The following is a 22,116-nucleotide window of genomic DNA, read 5'->3' as shown; positions in this document are numbered from 1 at the left end:
AGCACTTAGTTAGTATCATGCAGCAGGTAAACCAGGTAAACCAAAGTAGCGGATTTAGTATCAGCGCTGTGTCCATCCGCCAGCACATTGGTACACTCATGCTTACGCTGGCAGTCATCATTATGGGTGTTTTTTTTATCATAAGATTACCAGTAGATTTGCTGCCATCAATTACCTATCCTCGTATTGGGGCACGTATAGAAGCACCTGGAATTTCTCCTGAAGTTGGAGTTGATGAAATCACCAGACCACTGGAAGAAGCTTTTGCTGCCACAGAAGGTGTGATTCAGGTATATTCTCAAACTCGTGAGGGACAGGTAAGCATAGATTTATTCTTCCAACCAGGAGGAAACATCGACCAAGCCCTTAATGATGCCACAGCAGCATTTAACAGAGCAAGAGGCACTTTACCAGAAACTATTGAAGAACCGCGCTTATTCAAAGTAGACCCTTCGCAATTACCTGTCTACGAATTTGCCTTAACTTCACCTTCGTTGAAAGGCGTTGACTTACGTGTATTTGCGGAAGAAGAACTCGCCCGTGAACTGAGTGTGGTGGCTGGGGTTGCAGGGGTAGACGTATCAGGAGGCGTTCAAGAAGAAGTCAGGGTAAATGTTGACTTAGACCGCTTACAAGCATTGGGTGTTGGTTTAACGAATGTACTTGATGAACTGAGAAACCGCAACCAAGATATTTCCGGCGGTCGGATTTATGGTCAAAATTCTGAGCCATTAACCCGTACTGTCGGACGCTTCCAGAAAGCCGAAGAAATCAGAAACCTTTTATTTGAAGTCTCCTCGTCCTCCTCATCTTCCTCCTCGTCCTCCTCATCCTCCTCATCTTCCTCATCCTCCTCATCTCCCTCATCCTCATCCTCCTCATCTTCCCCTACTCCCAGCCGACGCGTTTACCTGCGAGATTTTGCCGAGGTCATTGATGGGTCAGAAGAACAGCGAGTGTTCGTTACACTTAACAGCGACGAAGCGGTAAAAGTCAGTATCCAAAAGCAACCGGATGCCAACACAATTAACGTTGTCGATGGAGTCAAAAAGCGACTGGAACAATTGAGGCAGTCTGGTTTAATTCAAGAGGGAACTGTCATCACACCCACTTTGGATGAGTCGCGATTTATCCGCAATTCTATATCCAACGTTACCAGTTCTGGTTTAATTGGGGCAGGGCTTGCAGCAGTAGCAGTATTACTCTTCCTTGGTTCCCTACGTCAAACTTTTATTATTGTCTTCGCCATCCCCCTCGCCACACTTGCTGCCATCATCTTCATGGGGTTATTTGGCTTATCTCTTAACGTTTTTAGCTTAGGCGGTTTGGCGCTTGGTGTGGGTATCGTCGTCGATAACTCCATCGTGATGTTGGAGAATATTGCCGAGGGTGCTGGCGTGACTCCAGGTAAGAGTGCAAAAACTCGCCTGAACAAGGAGCAACTCATTAACAAAGCCGAACAAAGTAGTCGAGAAGTAGAATCGGCATTAGTTGCTTCTACCAGTACAAACTTGGTAGCAGTATTGCCCTTTTTGCTCATCGGCGGCTTTATCTCACTGCTGTTTAATGAGTTAATTCTTACCATTAGCTTTTCTGTAGCAGCTTCCATCTTGATTGCGGTAACCGTTGTGCCAATGATGACTTCTCGAATGTTGGCATGGCGTTGGTCAAGTCGCCTGACTGAGTTTTGGCTGCTACGAGAGTTTAATCGCCGCTTTGAGGCTGCTACTAGAGGATATGGTGGTTTATTAGGTAAGGTATTGCGTTATCGGTTGTTAGTGATTGGGCTTGCCATTCTCCTTTTTGGTGGTGGCAGTTTGTGGATGGCTCCTCAAATTCCTCAAGAAATCCTACCTCGAATTAACACCGGACAAGCTAACTTATCTGCCCAATTTCCTCCCGGTACACCTTTAGAAACAAACCGTAAGGTCATGGCTGCGGTTGATGATATTCTCGTTAACCAGCCAGAAACTGAGTATGTTTTCTCTACATCTGGAGGTTCTCTGTTTGGTAATAATACCACTGAAAACCCGCTGCGGAGTTCTAGCACCATTACCTTAAAACCAGGTACGGATGTAGAAGCATATACAGAACGAGTGACTGGCGAGTTTAACAAGCTGAACTTAGCCGGTATTCGCCTGCGTTTAAGTCCTGGTCAAGTACGGGGTTTGATTCTCTCTAACTCTCCTGTGCGCGGTGCTGAAGTTGATGTAATTTTGCAAGGAAATGACGCTGAAACGCTACAGCAAGCAGGGCGTCAAGTGTTAGCAGCAATGGAAGAACGAGTCACCGCAGCCAGATTTCGTCCTGATGCAGACCCCCGTCAACCAGAAATTCAAATTCGTCCTGACTGGGAGAGAGTTGCTGCTGTAGGGCTGACGACTCAAGAGATTGGCGACACAATTGCGACTGCTATTGAGGGAAGTATACCTACTCAGTTGCAACGGGGCAACCGTTTGGTAGATGTACGGGTGCAATTAAATAAAGAAGCCGTAAAATCAGCTTCCGAACTGGCAAGGATACCTTTATTTGTTACAAATAATCGTCAAGTACGCCTCAGCGATGTTGCTGATATTGTCGAAGGTCAAGCACCTGGAGAAATTCAGCGTATTAACCAACGCCAGGTTTTCATTATTGCAGGCAATTTAACCGAGGGAGCGAGTCTCAGTCAAGCATTAGAACAGGTAAATGGCGTATTGAACAGTTTAGATTTACCTGAAGGCATTAGCGTGTTGCCCAGTTCAGCAACAGAATCTAATCAGCAGTTGCAAGATTCTCTTAAATTGTTAGGGGGATTAGCTGCCTTTCTCGTGTTTGTGGTTATGGCAGTACAGTACAACTCACTGGTCGATCCGTTGGTGATTATGTTCACGATACCGCTAGCATTAGCTGGAGGTATTTTCGGACTTTACATCACCAAAACCGCGATCGGGGCAACAGTGATAGTCGGTGCCGTGTTGCTGGTAGGTATTGTGGTCAACAACGCCATCATCATGGTAGAACTGGCAAATCAAATTCGGGAACAAGAAGGAGTTGACCGTCAGACTGCTATTTTGAAAGCAGCACCGCAACGCCTGCGTCCTGTGTTGATGACAACCATTACCACTGTTTTAGGTATGTTCCCCTTGGCGCTGGGAATTGGTGAAGGTTCAGAGTTCCTGCAACCTTTAGGTGTTGTAGTGTTTTCAGGTTTATCGTTAGCAACAGTGCTGACGTTGTTCATCATCCCCTGTTTTTACACTCTCCTGCACGGTTTGCTCGATTTCAAATGGGCAAAGCTGATGTTAAATAAGGTGGATAAGTTGAGAAAATGGTGAAGGGAGCGATCGGCTTTAGGAATTGTCGTGTTCTTTGGGATGGCGATCGCCACACTTTTGACGCTGTTTATCATCCCTTGTTTTTACATTCTGCTGCACGATGTCCTAGGTGGAAAATGGGCAAAGCCCGTGTTCAATAGGCTGGATCGTCAAGTCGCCATCCTCAAAGCAGCTCCTCAGCGCTTGCGTCCGATTATGATGACTACAGTCACGACCATCTTGGGGTTGTTCCCCTTGGCTTTGGGCATTGGTGAAGGGTCAGAGTTTTTGCAGCCTTTGGGGATTGTCGTGTTCTTTGGGATGGCGATCGCTACACTTTTGACGCTGTTTATCATCCCCTGTTTTTACATTGTGCTGCACGATTTGCTGGATTTGAAATGGGCAAAGCCAATGTTCAATAGGCTGGATAAGTTGAGAAAATGGTGAATAAGTGGTCGCACCCCTTCAGCGCCAGCAGTATCCTGGGTTAGGTTTGCCTTATCCGAACCGTATTGAAACCTGTGTTACTTCAGGAATCTTCAAATCGGTAACGACTACCGATAATATAATCCTCATTAATTTCAAACGAAATCCATTGGCGTTGTAAAACTTCTGCAACAAAACCCGTTGTGTTGGAACCTGCAAATGGATCTAAAACAATATCACCTTCATCAGTCAAAAATTTGATGAAGAATTCTGCAAAACCTTGAGGAAAACGTGCAGGATGTGGTTTCATTCCTGCAGCTTTACAGCGACGCAAGTAACTGCTGTTGGATTCTGTATTCGCGATTTCTAGTAAATTTGGTGGAATAGCGCCTTTATTATCCTTCTGAAATTTGTCAGAAATATCGTGACCACTGGGACGGATTTTTGCCTTATAGCCATTTTTAAGTAATTGCTTCATACTTTGGCTATATGGCTTTAAAACTTTTCTATTGTCGGCTTTGGGGTGAGGCGTTTTGGACAACCACCACACCACATTTACTGAATCTTTAACACGAATCCGCCTAATTGTGACCCATTCAGCAGGTGTTGGGAGTCGCGCTGGATTATAGTCAGGGTTCTCTCGTTAAGTGCCAACCCCATGGCAAGATCGGCAGGGGCTTGTCGGTTGACTCACCTGACCAGACTACTCGTTTAGGGTAAGAGTTAAAGACCTACTTCAGGATGCTTGCTAGTCCTGAACCCTAGAACCGAGCGATTAAACAGGCTTACGGAGAATAAACCAGTGTCGTTCGGATAGTACCGACCCTAAACATTGTCGTTCGCGCAGCGTCTCCCCTTGGGAGAAGCAAACTTTACCCGCAAGGAGTATGCAGCAATGCAAAATTATGTTTTCGTTATCGACCAAAACAAACAACCTCTCAATCCAATCCCCCCAGCACGAGCAAGAGAGTTACTGACAAAGCAGAAAGCTGCCGTGTATCGAGTTTACCCCTTTGCAATCATTTTGAAACACGCGGTTGATAATCCCAATCCCAAGCCATTAACTATCAAGCTCGACCCCGGCAGTCGATTCACAGGTATTGCAATTGTTGACCACGATAAGGTTATTTGGGCGGCGGAATTGGAACATAGGGGATGGCAAATTAAGAATTCTTTGGAATTAAGACGCTCACTACGTCGTAGCCGTCGTAATCGCAAAACTCGTTATCGTCAACCACGTTTTGACAACCGCAAGCGCAAAGAAGGTAGGCTCCACGCTCCATCATTAATGCACCGCGTTTTAACGATTGAGACTTGGGTAAAACGGTTTTGTCGTTATGCTTCAATCGCTCAAATTGCTATGGAAGTAGCTAGCTTTGACACCCAAAAGATGCAAAATCCAGAGGTTGACGGTGTCGAGTATCAGCAAGGCGAACTTGCTGGATATGAAGTGCGAGAATATCTTCTACAGAAGTGGGGGCGTAAATGCGCCTATTGCGATAAAGAAGGTGTACCACTTCAGATTGAACATATTCACCCGAGGTCAAAAGGTGGTAGCAACCGAGTCAGTAATTTAACCCTGTCTTGTGAGCGGTGCAATACCAGAAAGGGGGCAAAATCTATTGATGACTTTCTGAAAAAAGATCCATCAAGATTAGAGAAAATTAAGAAGGAAGGAAAGCAACCTCTCAAGGATGCTGCGGCAGTCAATGCAACTCGCTTTTGTGTGTTTGGTACACTGAAAAGTATTTTGCCTACAACTACTGGAAATGGTGCACAAACTAAGTACAATCGCACTCGCCTTGGATTAAATAAATCTCATTGGATTGACGCAGCTTGTGTTGGAGATATTGAAACAATTCAATTGCTAACCCAGCAACCATTACGCATCAAGTGTACAGGCTGGGGAACCCGTCAAATGTCTGGTACTGATCGCTATGGATTCCCGACTCGCCATCGAGAACGCAAACAAATTCATTTTGGCTTTAAAACTGGCGACATCATCAAAGCTGTTGTCACCTCTGGTAAGAAAATGGGCAACTACGTTGGTCGTGTGTTGTGTCGCAAATCTGGCAGCTTCGACATTACTACTTCTTCAGGTCGTGTTGCTGGTATTAGTTATAGATTTTGTATACCTATTCACAAAAAGGATGGTTACGCATATGGATTTTAGAGTGCGAGTAAGGGGAATAAATTCCCCCGCCCCTTCCTCCCCATGTTTAGAAAACAGGGGCTTCCGGGGCGAGGAGGTTCGGTGATAAAATTCTTGAGCGAGAAAAAAGCCGACTTCCTTACACAATCTCACTAAAAGCTCATATTGGTAGATACTCCGAACTGGATGACCAGGAAGATAAGCTCCACCTAAATCTAAAATAAATGAGCCATTTTCTGCTAAAACTCTTTTAAATTCGTAAGCAAAAGGTAGAAACCATTCTATATATTTTTCTTCACTTTGGTTGCCGTATTCTTTTTGGCGTGTGAGTGCAAATGGAGGTGAAGTGATGATTAAGTTAATGCTGTTGTCTTCGATAAATTGAAGTAATTTTAGGCTATCACCTAAATATACAGAGCCGTTTTTTTGAGAATAGTAAGGCGTAAGATTTAGTATTTTTTGTGTTTGTTGTTCTATCAAAACTTATAACTAGGTGACAATTTAATTATAAAAATAACAGCGTCATTTAACAGTTATCAGTGAACAGTGAACAGTTATCAGTTAATCCCCATCAATACTTGATGGGGATTTAATAACGAAAATATTTTGTTTTTAACCATCAATACCTGATGGGGCTTGTACCAAACAAACCTGTTGTCTGATAACTGATAACTGAGTCGGTCAGAAGCATCTAAAATAAATTCCTCCGGACTAAGACTAATGATATTTTGAGACGAAATAAAACATAAAGTGACATCATTCCCAGTAGAGTCTACCCATAAAACCAAAGCCGGACGCAGCTTTGTTCCACTTAAGTCTGTAAACGGAAACGGAACTAAGACAAGATCTCCTTTTTGAAGGGACATTAAATAGGTTCTCCATCTTCAAGAGTATATAAGTCTGGTTCATAATATAGAAAATCAAATGCTTTACCATACTGTGCAAGTTGCATTAAGTCGCGGGTTGATGGATATGAGCTATCAAAAAATAGCTTTTCTTCTAAGAGAGAGCGCTCTTCTTCCGAAAGAGATAAGATGACTTTTACCAGTGATTCAACAAGTTTAGTATTCATATGTGACACACTCTGGGAATTATGCTTATGCGTTCTTGCCAGTTTGTCATTGTTCTGATCACTTACAACATAGCCTTATTGTAGGCGATCGCTTTCTTAATGAACTGTACAAAGCGTAAGCTACCTTCCACACCATTTAATTTTTCGCTTGCTTATATGCTCTTAGCCAATTTAAAGACCGTTTAGCGCCCAGCTTCTTCTGGATATCTTCTTGAGAAGAATAAGGACGATTATCTGAAATCAGTTTTGCATATCCAGACTTAACTCCTGGGATTGAAGTCAGATCAGACTTCTTATTGTTAATGAATTCTAAGAACTCTGTAATATCTTGAGCCTCGATGATCCTTTCATTAAGCTTTGACTGCAAAAGAGCTTGTTCTATGACTTTGTCTGCATCTGCTTGCTTGGCTGCGATGAGGAATACCCAAATTCGTTCAAGCCCAGCAGCAACAGCCGCCTCGTATATTGCTAGACCTGTCAATAAGTGATACTTATCTTCCTCATCTGTTATACAAACTATTGGCAGAGACAAGTTAAACCCGCTCTCTTTCAAATTTTCAGATACCTTGTTAATCACAGATTTTGAAGTTCCAGAAGTTTTTTGAGCGACTTCTATTTGATTTAAAACCAAAAGACTAGGTTGGCTCTCAATTCCTTTGTATAGCTTTACCATTTTTACATTCCTATAGAAGTTTCAATTTGTTGTATTTTTGACACTATCTCTTGGGTTAAAACTGAAAATTGATTGGCTACCTCACCTGCTCCATTATTCTGTTCTGCATATAAAGAAAGTGGTTGACGTGCCTTAGATGCTTGCCCTACGGCAGTTGCTCTCTTGATTTCTTGCAATATTGTTATACCCGGAAATGTTTGGCTTACTAACTGCTTAATAGTAGTATGAAGTTTAACGTTTTTTTCAGTCATCATTGGAACAATTCCAATAATCACTCCCCGCTTTGAGTTCTCTTCTTGAACTTCTCTAGCCCGTTTGATGGGGGTTCTAATCCCATAGACTGAAAGGTATTCCATTTGGGATGGGATTACCAAATATTGAGCCGCATACAGCCCATTGATTGCGATGGTAGTAGCACTTGGAGGGGTGTCAATAACTACATAATCATAATCATTAGCCATACTAGATTGTCGCAGTGCCTTGTCAAGTCGCTTTTCACGAATTCCACCTAAATTGGCTAGGGCAGCATCTACAGTTTTGTAGCTACTTGGTAAAACATCAACTTTTCCTGGACAGCCAGTCAAAGTTAGAATCTGGTTCAGTGTGGAAGATTGTATGTATTCTCTATAATTAAAATTTGCTAGATCGTAGTCTTTCAAAAACTCTACAACTTCTTTCCTATCCTTAAAAGATTCTAAGATTTGCTCAAACTCTTCCAAACTAGAAGCTTGGTCAAATTTATCAGCAAAGTTGACTCCTAAGGATAAACTGGCATTGGCTTGATCATCTAAGTCAATAACTAAAACTCTATGACCCTGCTTTGCTAGTTCATAGGCAAGATTGACAACTAGAGTCGTTTTACCAACTCCTCCCTTCGATGTGTGAATTGCAATTGTACGCATTTTAATCGAATCCAAAAAGTTTCTCAAAAAATCTGCTACAGGTTGAACTTGCTCTGGATTTTGTATATCGTACTTACACTTTAGGCTTACCTGCCATTTGGTGTATTCGTATATCTCAATTGAAAACGGATCAATGAGTATTCCAAATCTTGTGTTTGAGTATTTTAGATATTTCTCTAACTGAGCACGAGCATCATAATCAATTCGAGTATCCGCAGCCTTAACCTCAACTAACAAGTTGACATACCTACCAAAATCCTCTACGAGAAAATCAACTTCTTTTTCAGTCTGCGTTATCAGACCTTTTGCAGTAAGTCTTGGAACTGTTATTTTAAACTCTGGATGCCAGTGAGAATAGCCGCTTCGAGGTGGTAAACCTGCTATCCGCAGCATTTCTTGAACCAGATGTAGAGATACATAAGCCTCATTGTTCCATTCTGGAGATAATTCAGACATACTTAAGTCCTGAGCCGTTTTCCTTTGTAGCAGCAATCTGGTTTAAATAGCAAGGTATTTATTCATACAATTCTGCTGTTTAGCCTCTTCATTTTTTAGCCCGCCTTAGCGGGCTAGTTTGTATAGCCCCAGACTTCTAGTCTGAGGGGCAATCATTGTTAATTAACAAAACAAAAAATCCCCCACCTTGCGGCAGGGGATTTTATTTACTTACCTACTAAACTTCTAGCAGCGGGGTTAGCCGAACTTACCAGCAGTAGAGGCAATCAAGAACGCTGCGTAGGTGAGGACGTAGCCAACTGTAAAGTGAACTAGACCCGTCAACCAACCTTGAACAATGGACAGAGCAACGGGCTTGTCTTTCCAACGAACCAAGTTCGCCAAAGGAGTGCGCTCGTGTGCCCAAACCAGTGTTTCAATCAACTCTTGCCAGTAACCTCTCCAAGAGATGAGGAACATGAAACCGGTTGCCCAAACAAGGTGTCCGAAGAGGAACATCCAAGCCCAAACAGACAGGTTATTCGTGCCGTAGGGGTTGTAGCCGTTGATCAACTGAGCAGAGTTAGCCCACAGGTAATCACGGAACCAGCCCATGAGGTATGTAGAGGACTCGTTGAACTGAGCTACGTTGCCTTGCCAAATACCCAGGTGCTTCCAGTGCCAGTAGAAGGTGACCCAACCAACGGTGTTGAGTGCCCAGAATATGGCGAGGAAGAACGACTGTTCCCAAGCTGAAGTTTGGCAAGTACCGCCACGACCTGGACCGTCGCAAGGGAAGGTGAAACCGAAATCCTTCTTGTCAGGCATCAGCTTAGTACCACGGGCATCCAACGCACCCTTAACACAAATGAGGACAGTTGTGTGTATAGCGAGAGCGAAGGCGTGGTGTACTAAGAAGTCACCAGGACCAATGGTCAAGAACAAGGAGTTGGTGCCATTGTTGATAGCATCCAGCCAACCAGGTAACCAAGGACCGCCAGCCAAGGAAGCAGCGCTGTCAGGATTGGACAGTAGGGTGTTTAAACCGTACAGTACTTTCCCATGAGACGACTGAATGAACTGTGCAAACACAGGCTCAATCAGGATTTGCTTTTCGGGTGTACCAAAGGCAACAACTACGTCGTTGTGTACGTACAGACCTAAGGTGTGGAAGCCCAAGAACAGGGATACCCAGCTCAAGTGCGAGATGATCGCTTCTTTGTGCTTCAGTACGCGGTCGAGTACGTTGCCCTTGTTTTGATCTGGGTCGTAGTCACGTACCCAGAAAATTGCAGCGTGGGCAAAAGCACCAACCATGAAGAACACAGCGAGGTACTGGTGGTGAGTGTACAGAGCTGCCTGGGTTGTATAGTCCTTAGCGATGAACGCGTAAGGAGGCATCGCGTACATATGCTGCGCTACCAAGGAAAGAGCAGTACCTAGTGCTGCCAGGTGTATGGACAACTGGAAGTGTAGGGAGTTGTTATATGTGTCGTACAGTCCTTGGTGAGGCAGGTTGAACTGACCTTCGGTGTTGATGCCGAAGAAGTTCTTGGCGTTCAGCATTTCTTTGATGCTGTGACCGATACCGAAGTTGGTACGGTACTGGTGACCAGCAATGATGAAGATAACCGCGATCGCCAGGTGGTGGTGAGCCATATCGGTCAACCACAGGGACTCAGTCTGAGGATGGAAGCCACCCAAGAAGGTCAGAATTGCAGTCCCTGCACCTTGGGATGTACCAAACACATGATTCGCAGTGTCGGCGTTAGCAGCGTAAACACCCCAGTTACCTGTAAAGAATGGTCCCAATCCTTCTGGGTGGGGTAGGGTGGTCAGGAAATTATCCCAACCTACGTGCTGTCCGCGAGATTCGGGGATAGCAACGTGAATCAAGTGACCAGCCCAAGCCAAAGAACTTACACCGAACAAACCAGCCAAGTGGTGGTTCAAACGAGGTTCAGCACTCTTAAACCAAGCCAAGCTAGGACGGTACTTGGGTTGCAAGTGTAACCAACCAGCGAACAGGAACACTGCTGCCAAGATGAGGAGGAACACTGAACCTTGGTACAGGTCATTGTTCGTCCGCATACCGATGGTGTACCACCAGTGGTAAACACCAGAGTAAGCAATGTTAACTGGATAGTTAGCGCCGCCTTGAGTAAAAGCTTCTACTGCGGCTTTACCAAAGTGAGGGTCCCAAATCGCGTGGGCAATTGGGCGAATATGAAGAGGATCTTTAATCCACTGTTCAAAGTTGCCTTGCCAAGCTACGTGGAACAGGAGGCTGGATGCCCACAGGAAGATGATTGCCACATGACCGAAGTGAGTCGCGAAAATCCTTTGGTAAAGATTTTCTTCTGTCATGCCATCGTGGCTTTCAAAATCATTTCCCGTAGCCATCGCATACCAGATCCGACGCGTAGTCGGGTCCTGTGCGAGATCCTGGCTAAATTTTGGAAATTTTGTTGCCATACGTTCGATAAATCCTCTGACCTTCAGCCATCAGGTTCTTATAGTTCTGAGTTCTGAGTTCTGAGTTCTGAGCTTTCATTCAGCACTCAAAACTCAAAACTCATGAATCGTAAAGCTGATTTTTAGCCCAGTGAAATGATTCGTGCGTGGAAGAACGCCCAGGTGGTGACAATTCCTCCCAAGAGGTAGTGAGCCACTCCAACAGCCCGACCTTGAATGATGCTAAGAGCACGGGGCTGAATTGAAGGTGCTACCTTCAGTTTATTATGTGCCCAAACAATCGACTCAATCAATTCTTGCCAGTAGCCGCGACCGCTGAACAGGAACATCAAGCTGAATGCCCAGACAAAGTGACCGCCTAAGAACAGTAGACCATAAGCTGACAGTGCACTGCCATAGGAGTTAATGACTTGTACAGCTTGTGCCCACAGGAAGTCACGTAACCAGCCGTTGATCGTGATGGCACTTTGAGCAAAGTTCGCACCTGTGATGTGAGTTACAACACCATCTGCGTCTATAGTTCCCCAGACATCAGATTGCATCTTCCAGCTAAAGTGGAAAATTGCAATTGAAATGGTGTTGTACATCCAGAATAAACCGAGGAACACGTGGTCCCAACCAGATACTTGACAGGTACCGCCACGACCAGGACCATCGCAAGGGAACCGGAAGCCCAAGTTCATCTTGTCTGGAACCAGACGAGAAGAGCGAGCAAACAGGAATCCCTTGAGTAGAATCAGGACGGTGACATGAATTTGGAATGCGTGAATATGGTGGATCAAGAAGTCCGCCGTACCGAGCGCAATCGGCATCATTGCCACTTTACCGCCTACTGCGAGGATACCACCGCCGAAGGCATAGCTGACTGGTTCTAGTGCATTGGGCGCTGTTGCACCAGGAGCGACCGTGTGTAGGTTTTGCACCCACTGGGCAAACACTGGCTGCAGCTGAATTGCTGTGTCAGAGAACGTATCTTGGGGACGACCCAAAGCACGCATCGTGTCGTTGTGTACGTACAGTCCAAAGCTATGGAAGCCAAGGAACATACATACCCAGTTCAGGTGAGAGATGATTGCATCTCTGTGACGCAGCACCCGCTCCAGAACGTTGTTCTGGTTCACAACTGGATCGTAATCCCGCACCATGAAGATGGAAGCGTGAGCACCTGCACCAACGATCAGGAATGCCCCGATCCACATATGGTGGGTGAAAATACACAGCTGGGTAGCATAGTCAGTTGACAAGTACGGATACGGAGGCATCGCGTACATATGGTGCGCCACGATGATGGTCAATGAACCCAGCATTGCCAGGTTGACTGCCAACTGAGCGTGCCAAGAGGTGGTCAGGTTTTCGTAGATACCTTTGTGACCGTCACCAGTGAAGGGACCTTTGTGGTTTTCCAGAATCTCTTTGATGCTGTGACCGATACCCCAGTTGGTACGGTACTGATGACCCGCAACGATGAACAGTACTGCGATCGCCAAGTGGTGGTGAGCAATATCCGTCATCCACAAGCCGCCTGTCACTGGGTTCAGACCGCCCTTAAAGGTCAGGAAGTCCGCATACTGACCCCAGTTCAACGTCCAGAATGGCGTTAAACCATTGGCAAAGCTCGGGAAAAGCTCGGTGATCAAGTCACGATTCAAAATGAATTCGTGAGGTAATGGCACATCTTTGACAGCCACTCCCGCATCCAGCAGTTTGTTAATCGGCGCGGATACGTGAATTAAGTGACCTGTCCATCCCAAGGAACCCAAGCCCAATAGTCCAGCCAAGTGGTGATTGAGCATCGATTCCACGTTCTGGAACCATTCCAGCTTAGGAGCACGCTTATGGTAGTGGAACCAGCCTGCAAACAAGAACAAGCCTGCTAACACCAACCCGCCAATCGCGGTGCAGTAGAGCTGGAACGAGTTCGTGATACCCCAACCACGCCATATGTAGAAAAAGCCGGAGGTAATTTGAATACCGTGGAATCCACCACCTACATCGGCGTTTAAAATTTGTTGACCAACAATTGGCCAAACAACCTGAGCGCTGGGCTTAATGTTGAGGGGGTCGCTCAGCCAAGCTTCATAGTTGGAAAAACGAGCGCCGTGGAATATCATCCCGCTCAGCCAAATCGTCACTACGGCTAAATGGCCGAAGTGTGCCGAAAATATCTTGCGGGATATGTCTTCTAAATCGCTTGTATGTGTATCAAAATCATGGGCGAGTGCGTGAAGGTTCCAAATCCAAGTTGTGGTTTTCGGACCTTTGGCTAAGCTTCTGTCGAAATGTCCGGGTTTTGACCACAGTTCAAATGACGTTGGAACCGGATCATTATCGACTATGACTCTTGCCTTTTTTTCCTCTCGCTCCGGAGGACTAATTGTCATTCGACCTCCCCTCTTAACAGGATTGAGAAATCATGAGTACCACATAGTGCCTTCATGGCTTTAGTCAAGCTTTATCGCTTCCTCCAGAAATATACTTTGCTGGAGGCGCGACGAAGACCGTCTGTGGATATTGCTTTCTGTTGAATTATAAAGGCTTATCTCGTACATAGTTAGACAGATGTTAACAATAATTCAAAATCCTTGAATCAACTGCCTAATCTACTTTTGAGTTTTAAAACGCTGGCGAAAAAGTCAATACTTTATTCATTTATTTTACAAACTGCAACAATTCGCAAAATTGATATTGATACCACAAAAAGCTATTTTTTCGGTTTTCACTGCTTTTGCTTAATATCACTTAATATATGTATCAAACAAATTTTTTAGTCATAGCAGATAAAAGCTTTGATGAAATTCGTTCGCAAATTTTTGTAACAAATATGAGTTTTAAAAAGCCATGGCTGACATAAGTCATGGCAAAATCACATTTTTCGGAAATATTCAGGTCATTTGTCCGGACATAACATTGCTGTGCTTGTACCGGGTGGTGTATCTAACCGAGAAGCGCTATAGTGACCAGTGGACAGTTTGAGCCAAAATTATTACAAGTTTTAGGAGTATGACTGGGTGGAAAGCATGAACTTGTGGCGGAAGACCGCAATGGCTATCCTCAGGTTGCTAATGGTATCGGTGCTGGTGTTAACTTTGAGCAGCTGTGGAGAGAAAGCCGTTAGCCAAGAACCGTATGACGACAGCTTGCCTTCAAAAGCTCAACTTTCAAAGCAAATCTCAGAAGTTTCCCCACCAGCAACAATCCAAGAACTGCGCCAAGCCTTGGAAGTTTATCAGCCTCAAGTAACACTAGTGACTCCTAAACAGGATGAAATCCTGCAAGAAAACACAGTCACAGTTCGCTTTCAGGTCAAAGACCTACCTATATTTAAAGATCCAGAACTCGATCTTGGTCCTCATTTACACGTTATTGTTGATAACGAACCTTATATAGCCGTATACGACCTGAATCAACCCCTGGTTTTGCCAGACTTGTCCCCAGGTACGCATACACTACGTGTCTTTGCCTCGCGTCCTTGGCATGAAAGCTTTAAGAATGAAGGGGCTTACGCCCAGTCAACATTTCACATCTTCACTAAAACCGACGACAACAACCCTGATGCAACCAAGCCACTGTTAACATACAGTCGTCCTAAAGGCGGCTATGGTGCAGAACCAATTTTACTGGACTTTTACCTAACTAACGCCCCATTGCATCTCGTCGCTCAAGACAACCCCAATGACGACATAGCAGATTGGCGCATTCGCTGCACAATTAATGGTGAAAGCTTTGTTTTAGATCGTTGGCAAGCCGTTTACCTTAAAGGCTTTAAGCCAGGTAACAATTGGGTAAAACTTGAGTTTCTCGACGAACAGGGAAACCCGGTGAAAAATGTCTTCAACAGCACAGTGAGACTTATTACTTATGAACCCAAGGGGAAAGACACTCTATCTAAAATAGTTAGAGGAGATTTGTCAGCAGAACAAGTTCGCAGCATAGTAGACCCGAATTACAGTGCCAAAATACCAACTGCTGAACCCACACCTACCCCAACTGTAACGCCTACTGTTGAAGAAACACCTGAAACACAACCTAAGGAAGAAAAGCAACCCGTTCCTGAAACTGAACCTACACCTACCTCAACCTCAACGCCCACCGTTGAACAAACAACACCTGAAATACAACCTCAAGTAGAAAAACAACTCCTTCGTGAAACTGAATCTCAATCAGCCCCTCAAATACAGCCAAAGGTGACACCCCAAGCTGAAGCAACGCCTGTACCAGAAAAAGTTGCTCCTCTAGAAGAAAAACGCGGATTGCGTGGCTATTTCAATCGCCGCGCCCTTAAGATACCAACGCCACAAACTGAACCAACTCCCGGCTTACCTCCCACCTTGCCAGAGATTATTGAGACTCGGCAACCAGAAACTATAACCGAACCACAGCCAGAAGTGACACCCCAAGCTGAAGCAACGCCTGTACCAGAAAAAGTTGCTCCTCTAGAAGAAAAACGGGGATTGCGTGGCTATTTCAATCGTCGCGCTCTTAAGATACCAACGCCACAAACAACTGAACCAACTCCTGGCTTACCTCCCACTTTGCCAGAGGTTATTGAGTCCCCTGCACCAGAATCAGTTGCACCTCAAGGAGAAACCACGGCAGAACCAAAACCAGAGGTAACGCCAGAAGCTGAAACAACCTTACCTCAAAAAATCGCCCCCGATCCAGAAAAACCAGAATTGAAACGGTATTTCAGCCCCCGTCAATACCCAGGTGCTGCACCATCTCATACGTTGCCGCAAACTGCACCAGATGTGATTGAACCTCCATCAGTTCTTGAAAAATTAGAAAAGGCAACCACACCTGACCAGCAAAGCGAGGAAATCCAGGAGGCACAGTAATCAGCAGTACGAGAACTAAAACCAGATTTAAATTATGGAAATTTGACAAGGTTTGAACAGTGCGATCGCTCTTTAGGGCGATCGCACTATTTCTCGACCATCTCTTTGGGTTGGTTGTAGTAAACTATCACAACTCTACTGAAACCGTTTCCAGCACACTTAAAGGTGCTGTTATGACTCTTGAGTCGGTTTTAATGCGAGTCGCCTATCGAGAATATAACTGGTAGCAGTTAATCCAATTCCAATGCTGAGAATAGCGAGTAATACCAAGAAGAAGGGGTCATGATTGAGGAGATAGAAACTGATTAAACACACAAAGAAAAAGCTCCGCACAATTAGTGTTGTCGAATAAAGCGAACTGAGACGAAGCCGAATCATTTGCACAACAATGATTCCTAATCCAATCACGAACATACCCGTAGTACGCGGAAATATGTCTCCATAATCACTATTGGAGAACAGAAGTTTCAGAGCAAAGCGTGGTGCTAATAATAGCATAACCCCGCTTGGAATGAGATAGCCAGCCAAGTAAAACAAGCTTAGTCGTGTTCTTTCCATTGAAGTTCTTTAAATAAATGAGTTCATGTTCTTGCTCAACTAAATTGAGAAAGACAACGAATTAACTGGGAAAACACTTGGCAAATGCCTGAAGAAATTTGAGTGAACCATTGACGCGAATCTTGCGTCGCAACAACGCCCAAATTAAGTTCTGCTCTTTTGCCAAAAACCGAAGCCAAGTGTCGCTGTCGGCAGCCAGCGCGAGATTTGCCGTTCCTGTGTTACCCTCTTCCACTGCAATTGTTCGATTGCGAATGGTTACTGTTGCTGTGCGCTCCTCAGATCCAGTAAACGTAAAGTGGTATATCGCATCTAATCCCTTGGATTGCTCACGTTGAAACAGCAGGGGCAAGCCAAATAAAAAGCCTTGAATCGATTGAGGACGAATTCCATTGCCCACCCGTTTCACCGTTTTGTGGGGAAAGCGATGGGTAACGTAAGCCTCTGCATCCGAACCTGGGACTACGTAAATTGTTTCTTGCTTCTCCTGCAAAGGTTTGACAACCTCTTGAATAAATTCTTTGCGATTAGTTAAAAACGGCGCAATCACATCTTCGCCAGCCGGACAAGCAGCAACACAGTAAGCCGCTTTGTAATTCGATTTGAAAGATAGACTCTGCCACATTGACGCTGATTCAGAATCATCCACTGAGGAGCGATAGTCACGGGCATTTTTACTATCAGCGATCGCTTCTGCCCAATCAGTAAACCCGCCCATAAACTCGCGATAATTGTGGGTGTAGCACGCCGAGAAATCGAAGTGACCATCAGCACCAATTGCCCCAACTGGGCAAGCTACCACGCATAACTTGCACTCTAAGCAGGGATTGTAGTCAATAGGGTGCGTGTACGTACTCACTTGAGTATCCAATAGAATGGTTCCCAGCAGAATGAAGTTGCCAAATTTGGGATGAATTACATTGCGATGAATGCCCATGTGTCCAAGTCCCGCAGCCACAGCAACGGGTTTATGCGACACCACCCACACTTTGCCCGGAAATCGATCCATCTCCATTGGGAATGCTGCCGATGGATTCATCGCTCGCACCCCAATCTCTTCAAGCGTTTTCACGATGCTCCGCGCTACGTCATTCGTGTGGTCGTAATTAGCATGAAATTCCAGATTGGCAATGGATCGAGCAGGTGTGCGGACATTTTCCCGATTCATACGGCAAACAAAGCTAATCAGCGTTTGGGTGGCTGGAAACGCAGCCAAAATGTCTTGCTGTTGGTTGGCAATGGCAGGTCGGTCTAGTTCCACAAATCCGACATCATCAGCACCAGCGTCTAGACAGAGCTTCCGCAGCCGATCTGCATCGAGAACTGCGGGACTCGTTGCACGGTTTTCCAGAGCTATCTGCTCGCGCCAGCGTTTAACGGTTGGATGGTCGTCGAACTTAGGCATACTGTCCTCCAAAATCACGTTTTTTATGTATATACATATATTTGTTAAAATTTTTAGGGGGTATCCACCAACGATGGAGTATCACAAAGCAGCGAGAGTAATTCTTGCGATCGCTGTTGTCCAAATCGCGCTTGCACTTCGGCTTGAGCTTGTTCCCATAACGGTAAGGCTTGGGCTAAGAGCGCACGACCTTCAGGGGTGAGCGATACAAGCCTGATTCGTCGGTCTTCACCAGGTTCCATTATGACCAATTTCCGTTTTTCAAGTACTTTGAGATTCCTGGTTAAGGTCGTCTGATCTGTAAAGAGTTCTTGAGCCAAGCGAGTCACGGGCGTGGATTCTACTAAGTGAATCGCCACCAACAACGTAAATTGGTTTAACACCAATCCCACCGGACGCAGTGCTGCATCATAGATTTGCGTCACAATCCGCGAAGCTCGACGAATATGCATTCCCATGCAGCTTGACGGAATGAGGCTGACCTTAGTGAGATTGGATTGAGAATTTGGCTTGGTCATAAAATATGTATATACATAAATTTTAGACTTGTCAACTATTAAAAACTTTCGACTGCTAACCAAAAACACTTAACTGTAAACCTTGGGATAAAGCTTCAACAAAAGCGATCGCCCCTATAGAATTACCAATACTATCCAAGGCAGGACTGTAAACGGCGATCGCCCCTTGATTTGGTACTATCGCTAGCAGTGCGCCACTGATACCAGATTTCATCGGCAAACCAATCCGCCAAGCATACTGGGAAGAAGCTGCGTACAGCCCACAGGTTAACATCAGCGAGTTGACAATACGGCGATGCTGCGGCAAAATCAATTCACTTTCACAAGCCAAAAGCAAACCCAAACGGGCTAAATCTTCCACTCGTCCACAAATGGAGCATATTTCCTCATAATTGTCAAGAGCTATTTCAGGATTCTTTACATACCCTGCTTCAGTAAGATATTGCGTAATCGCTTGATTTGCTTGGGAGTCAGATGCTCGCACAGAAGCCAGCATAACTTCATCCAATTTGAGGTGAGAACCTGCGAATTGGTTGAGCCATTGACACAGTTGTTCACAGCGATCGCCGCTTGCGGCGCTGCGCTTTGCGCAATCGCCAGCGTCTTTTCCTGGTAACTTATCAGCAAGAGTGATTGCCCCACTGTTAATCATAGGATTGCGGGGTCGTCCATTATCGGCAACCAGTTGCTCTAGGGAATTGAAAGGAGCGTCCGATGGTTCAACCCCAACCCACTGAAAAACAGTTTCTGCTCCAAATTGTTCTAGTAGATACAGCAGCGAAAACGGCTTAATTGCGCTCATCAGGGGAAATACACAACTTGTATTGCCGTGGCTATAAGTTTGCCCTGAACGACAGCAGATGTAAACCGCAAACCAATCGGGATTAGCTAATGCCAATTTGGGAATACGGTTAGCAACTTGTCCTTGATGTGCCAAGACTTTGGCTTGTTGCGCCCAAGCTGATAACTTGGTAGTAGTTAGCCTTTCCAATCCAACCATATAAGTTTATAAATAATCTAAAACAGTAGTTTTTGAATTTTGAATTTTGAATTTTGAATTTTGAATTGTCTATGACTCCCCGTGTTAGAGCGCCAGAACTCCCGCAAAATAACCCTTGGTTCAATACCGAAAAACCACTGTCTCTTCAACAACTTAAGGGCAGAGTTGTGATTTTGGACTTTTGGACATACTGTTGTATCAATTGCTTGCACATTCTGCCAACGCTGAAATATCTCGAACAAAAATATAAAGACAGCCTTACAGTTATCGGCGTACATAGTGGCAAATTTGACAACGAAAAAGAAAGCGAAAACATCCGCCAAGCAATTCTACGCTACGATATCGAACATCCAGTTTTAGTTGATAGTGGTTTTAGAGTTTGGGAAGAGTATACTGTACGTGCTTGGCCTACTTTAATGGTGATAGATCCACAAGGTTATGTAGTTGGCTATGTATCTGGTGAAGGCGATCGCCATGTTTTAGACGAACTGATTCAAAAGCTGATTAACCAACATCAAGAAAAAGGTACCATCAATTTCCAAGAACTTAGCCTTACCTTGGAAAAACAGCGAAAACCATTAATCACACCTTTAGCTTTTCCTGGTAAAGTCTTGGCGACACAAGCAGGTTTGTTCATTGCTGATTCCGGACATCACCGCATTGTCGTGAGTAGCTTTAATGGGGAAATCATACATTTAATTGGAACTGGACAATCTGGATTAACCGATAGTTCCTTTGGCGAAGCGCAGTTTTTCGCACCCCAAGGAATGGTATTTGATCAAGAAAATCAAATTTTATACGTTGCGGATACAGAAAATCATGCTCTACGGCGAGTTGATTTGAAACGCCAAGTCGTCGAAACCATTGTAGGAACAGGTAAACAAAGCCGTAATATCCGTCCTCACGGTGGTGCTGCAAGAGAAACAGCGCTAAATTCTCCTTGGGATTTACAGCTATGGGGAAATACCTTGTTTATTGCCATGGCTGGTTCTCATCAAATTTGGGAACTGGATCTAGAAACTAGCATTGTGAGAACCTATGCTGGTATGGGAGCAGAAGCTTGTGTAGATGGCGAACTCAGTGAGTCTGCTTTTGCCCAGCCTAGCGGTATCACTACTGATGGACAAGAATTATACATTGCTGACAGTGAAGTTAGCTCAATTCGCGGTGTGCGACTCATTGAACCGCGACAAGTGAGAACCGTTTGCGGTAGCGGTAGTTTGTTTGGCTTTGGTGACGTTGATGGAGAAGGTTCCGATGTGAGGTTGCAGCATTGCTTGGGGGTAGAATATGCCCAGAATGACCTGTGGATAGCAGATACTTACAACCACAAAATTAAACTTGTTAACCCGCATACTGGCAATTGTCAAACACTTTTAGGTGATGGTTCGGTTGGTTTACAAGACGGACAAGGTAAAAATACCCGATTTTCTGAACCTTCCGGGCTGAGTATAATCGGTTCTCATTTATTTATTGCTGATACAAATAACCACGCTATCCGCCGCGTAGATTTGGATACTCTAACAGTAACAACACTTCAATTTCCAAATTTGTGCGCCCCAGATGTATGTATTCCACATACATAAGTCATAACTTCGTAGTGAGGACTTTAGTCCTTCTTACAAACAAGTTTTTTTATGGGTGATTTTACGAACATCATATAGCAATTTTATTTAATTTGTGAAAATTGAAGACACAGATCCCCGACTTCTCTAAGAAGTCGGGGATCTTGTTTTTTTACAAATGATTTCGGGTTCCTATATATCTGATTATCCACGTGCATCCGCGTTTATCTCCGGTTTGAGTGTTACTTTAATAACTTTCGATAAAGTCAGAAAGAAAGTCAGAAGTTTATAGCGTTTCTCTTATCAACATTTTCACTGACTTGATGTCAGCAAATTGGCAGAATATGCTATGAAGTAAGGTTAAATTATGAAGTGGATGTCACTCAATCAATGACTGAAACTGGCATTAATATGAATGAAAAATTTACACCACTAGAATGTGATGATGATGTCATACTCCTGGAAAAAGATTGTTTTAAAGTCAGTAGATTAAAAGAATTAATAGAGGAAGAAATTAGAAGTAAATTGCAGCAGCATATTTATGAATACACAAGTTTGTATCCTGGCGTTTCCATGCTGGAATTTTTAAGTAAATTATCTATTGGTCAAAAAAAGATAAATTTGAAAGAAATTCAACACAATTATGTGACAGATTGCCATGTTCTAAAAGTTGGTGGTCATTACTGGCAGAAAGGAAAGCTGAAAATTCAAATATGTACATCATCAGTCACTCCTTATCATAATCAACTCTATAGGATTCCTATTTGATTTTTGAAAAAAAAAGCGAGAAAATACGGAGGGGTG

17 protein-coding genes and 2 pseudogenes are annotated in these 22,116 nt (G+C 44.4%); 8 read left to right on the top strand and 11 right to left on the bottom strand.

Annotated elements, in window-relative coordinates; genetic code table 11:
- The first annotated feature begins 17 nt into the window (after positions 1-17).
- Both ACM0OZ_RS18180 and ACM0OZ_RS18175 read left to right on the top strand, forming a co-directional pair.
- Positions 18-3,317, top strand: a complete 3,300-nt coding sequence (locus tag ACM0OZ_RS18180) for an efflux RND transporter permease subunit (RefSeq protein WP_414584232.1) — start codon at positions 18-20, stop codon at positions 3,315-3,317.
- A 6-nt stretch (positions 3,318-3,323) separates the two neighbouring features.
- Positions 3,324-3,743: pseudogene (locus ACM0OZ_RS18175) on the top strand (efflux RND transporter permease subunit); the annotation flags it as partial.
- A gap of 82 nt (positions 3,744-3,825) precedes the next feature.
- Here the strand turns inward: ACM0OZ_RS18175 and ACM0OZ_RS18170 are convergent.
- Positions 3,826-4,350, bottom strand: a pseudogene (locus tag ACM0OZ_RS18170) (DNA methyltransferase); the annotation flags it as partial.
- Between the two features lie 267 nt (positions 4,351-4,617).
- Between ACM0OZ_RS18170 and iscB the strand changes: the two are divergent.
- On the top strand, positions 4,618-5,895 hold the full coding sequence (gene iscB, locus ACM0OZ_RS18165) for an RNA-guided endonuclease IscB (RefSeq protein ID WP_414584231.1): 1,278 nt from the start codon (positions 4,618-4,620) through the stop codon (positions 5,893-5,895).
- On the opposite strand, the gene ACM0OZ_RS18160 is transcribed toward iscB, so the two are convergent.
- The 7 genes from ACM0OZ_RS18160 to psaA form a co-directional block, all read right to left on the bottom strand.
- Positions 5,818-6,354, bottom strand: coding sequence for a DNA methyltransferase (locus tag ACM0OZ_RS18160; RefSeq protein ID WP_414584230.1), 537 nt, complete (start codon positions 6,352-6,354; stop codon positions 5,818-5,820). The genes iscB and ACM0OZ_RS18160 overlap by 78 nt on opposite strands.
- A gap of 77 nt (positions 6,355-6,431) precedes the next feature.
- Positions 6,432-6,740 (bottom strand): hypothetical protein, encoded by a 309-nt coding sequence (locus tag ACM0OZ_RS18155; RefSeq protein WP_414584229.1) that lies wholly within the window; start codon positions 6,738-6,740, stop codon positions 6,432-6,434.
- Positions 6,740-6,946, bottom strand: a complete 207-nt coding sequence (locus ACM0OZ_RS18150) for a hypothetical protein (protein WP_414584228.1) — start codon at positions 6,944-6,946, stop codon at positions 6,740-6,742. Before ACM0OZ_RS18150 ends, ACM0OZ_RS18155 begins: the two co-directional genes overlap by 1 nt.
- Before the next feature lie 136 nt (positions 6,947-7,082).
- Positions 7,083-7,619: a hypothetical protein gene (locus ACM0OZ_RS18145; RefSeq protein ID WP_414584227.1), complete on the bottom strand. Its 537-nt coding sequence runs from the start codon at positions 7,617-7,619 to the stop codon at positions 7,083-7,085.
- A gap of 2 nt (positions 7,620-7,621) precedes the next feature.
- The gene (locus ACM0OZ_RS18140; protein ID WP_414584226.1) at positions 7,622-8,977 is read right to left on the bottom strand and encodes an AAA family ATPase; all 1,356 of its coding nucleotides are present in this window, start codon (positions 8,975-8,977) and stop codon (positions 7,622-7,624) included.
- 237 nt (positions 8,978-9,214) lie between these two features.
- Entirely contained in the window at positions 9,215-11,431 is a 2,217-nt protein-coding gene (gene psaB / locus ACM0OZ_RS18135) for a photosystem I core protein PsaB (RefSeq protein ID WP_414584225.1), read from the bottom strand.
- 122 nt (positions 11,432-11,553) lie between these two features.
- On the bottom strand, positions 11,554-13,812 hold the full coding sequence (gene psaA / locus ACM0OZ_RS18130; RefSeq protein WP_414584224.1) for a photosystem I core protein PsaA: 2,259 nt from the start codon (positions 13,810-13,812) through the stop codon (positions 11,554-11,556).
- Between the two features lie 457 nt (positions 13,813-14,269).
- Here psaA and ACM0OZ_RS18125 point away from each other — a divergent pair, with 457 nt between their 5' ends.
- Genes ACM0OZ_RS18125 through ACM0OZ_RS18115 form a run of 3 tightly spaced genes read left to right on the top strand, consistent with a single transcriptional unit; the run spans position 14,270 to position 16,493 of the window.
- Entirely contained in the window at positions 14,270-14,404 is a 135-nt protein-coding gene (locus ACM0OZ_RS18125) for a hypothetical protein (RefSeq protein ID WP_414584223.1), read from the top strand.
- A 44-nt stretch (positions 14,405-14,448) separates the two neighbouring features.
- The gene (locus ACM0OZ_RS18120) at positions 14,449-16,266 is read left to right on the top strand and encodes a hypothetical protein (protein ID WP_414584308.1); all 1,818 of its coding nucleotides are present in this window, start codon (positions 14,449-14,451) and stop codon (positions 16,264-16,266) included.
- Positions 16,267-16,325: 59 nt separating this feature from the next.
- A complete protein-coding gene (locus ACM0OZ_RS18115; protein ID WP_414584222.1) occupies positions 16,326-16,493 on the top strand; it encodes a hypothetical protein in 168 nt (55 codons plus the stop codon).
- Positions 16,494-16,885: 392 nt separating this feature from the next.
- Here the strand turns inward: ACM0OZ_RS18115 and ACM0OZ_RS18110 are convergent, their stop codons facing one another.
- The 3 genes from ACM0OZ_RS18110 to ACM0OZ_RS18100 are packed head-to-tail and all read right to left on the bottom strand — an operon-like array spanning position 16,886 to position 19,747.
- Positions 16,886-18,229, bottom strand: coding sequence for an SCP2 sterol-binding domain-containing protein (locus ACM0OZ_RS18110; RefSeq protein WP_414584221.1), 1,344 nt, complete (start codon positions 18,227-18,229; stop codon positions 16,886-16,888).
- 53 nt (positions 18,230-18,282) lie between these two features.
- Positions 18,283-18,747: a MarR family winged helix-turn-helix transcriptional regulator gene (locus tag ACM0OZ_RS18105; protein ID WP_414584220.1), complete on the bottom strand. Its 465-nt coding sequence runs from the start codon at positions 18,745-18,747 to the stop codon at positions 18,283-18,285.
- Positions 18,748-18,802: 55 nt separating this feature from the next.
- On the bottom strand, positions 18,803-19,747 hold the full coding sequence (locus ACM0OZ_RS18100) for a glutaminase (RefSeq protein ID WP_414584219.1): 945 nt from the start codon (positions 19,745-19,747) through the stop codon (positions 18,803-18,805).
- A gap of 71 nt (positions 19,748-19,818) precedes the next feature.
- Here ACM0OZ_RS18100 and ACM0OZ_RS18095 point away from each other — a divergent pair, with 71 nt between their 5' ends.
- Entirely contained in the window at positions 19,819-21,333 is a 1,515-nt protein-coding gene (locus ACM0OZ_RS18095; RefSeq protein ID WP_414584218.1) for a thioredoxin-like domain-containing protein, read from the top strand.
- 351 nt (positions 21,334-21,684) lie between these two features.
- Positions 21,685-22,080, top strand: coding sequence for a KGK domain-containing protein (locus ACM0OZ_RS18090; RefSeq protein WP_414584217.1), 396 nt, complete (start codon positions 21,685-21,687; stop codon positions 22,078-22,080).
- Positions 22,081-22,116: the final 36 nt, after the last annotated feature.

It is taken from the genome of Scytonema sp. PCC 10023, assembly GCF_963920835.1.
Taxonomy (GTDB): Bacteria; Cyanobacteriota; Cyanobacteriia; order Cyanobacteriales; family Nostocaceae; genus Kalymmatonema.
The sequence above is the reverse complement of the archived record's forward strand: the minus strand, read 5'-3'. Positions and strand labels throughout refer to the sequence as shown.